Annotated in this window: 2 protein-coding genes; both read right to left on the reverse strand. The window is 40.8% G+C overall.

All coding sequences use genetic code 11. From position 1 onward, the window contains the following. Positions 1-558 (reverse strand): peroxide stress protein YaaA (gene yaaA / locus GMD4S_RS09780; RefSeq protein ID WP_000697763.1); only part of this gene is annotated, 558 nt, incomplete at its 3' end. Between the two features lie 79 nt (positions 559-637). After that, a partial coding sequence (locus GMD4S_RS13375; RefSeq protein WP_000328667.1) for a DUF3953 domain-containing protein occupies positions 638-754 on the reverse strand: 117 nt, incomplete at its 5' end.

Genomic DNA, 754 nt, shown 5'->3' on the forward strand with positions numbered 1-754 from the left:
CTGGCCTGCCTTGTCCTCCATAAATTTGAAGGTCACCATCTTTTCTCTAATTTCCTTCGAAAATACGGTTTCAAACTCTGATGATAGGAGTGAGAATATCAAATCCTCATCCTCTAGTGCCTCATCGTAGGCTGACTTCCAATGACTCTTTAAAGTCTTCCCAGCAACTTTTAACTTCATCAAGAAATCCAAACGGTGAGGAGCCATGGGCGACAAGGCGGGGACAACACCGTATAAAGCCGAGGTAATTAGGACATGATTTTCAAGATAGGTTTGTTCAGCCTTGGTTAACTCATCTCGTTTGATGTGACGATACATGAGACCATCGAAAAGTTTCAAGGCTGGATAATGTTTAGCCCTGTGATCTTTTAAAGCTTGAATATGAGCGTACTCTTCTTCTGCTTTCTCGGCAGATACCTTATAAAAAGTCTCTAATTCACTGGCTGAGTAGTGCGCCAGTGAGTCAAGGACTACCTGACTTTCTTCCCTCAAGGGGAGCGCTTCGATACAAGGATGGTCTGTGTTCATTTCTTTTGCTGTTGGGATTAAAATTTTCATATTGTTAGTGTAGCATATTTTTCAACCACGACCAAGAATTTCATCTTAAAAACCTCGGTTCATACCGAGGTTTCTCTGTTTATTTTGTCCATCCTAACCAGATAGCCGCGAGAACAAGGGCTGTGCCAGCTAAGCTTGTTAAGATAGATAAGAATTTATCTTTTTTCTCCTTGAACTGAGAAAACCTATTTTTATA

This window comes from Streptococcus sp. GMD4S (assembly GCF_000296955.1).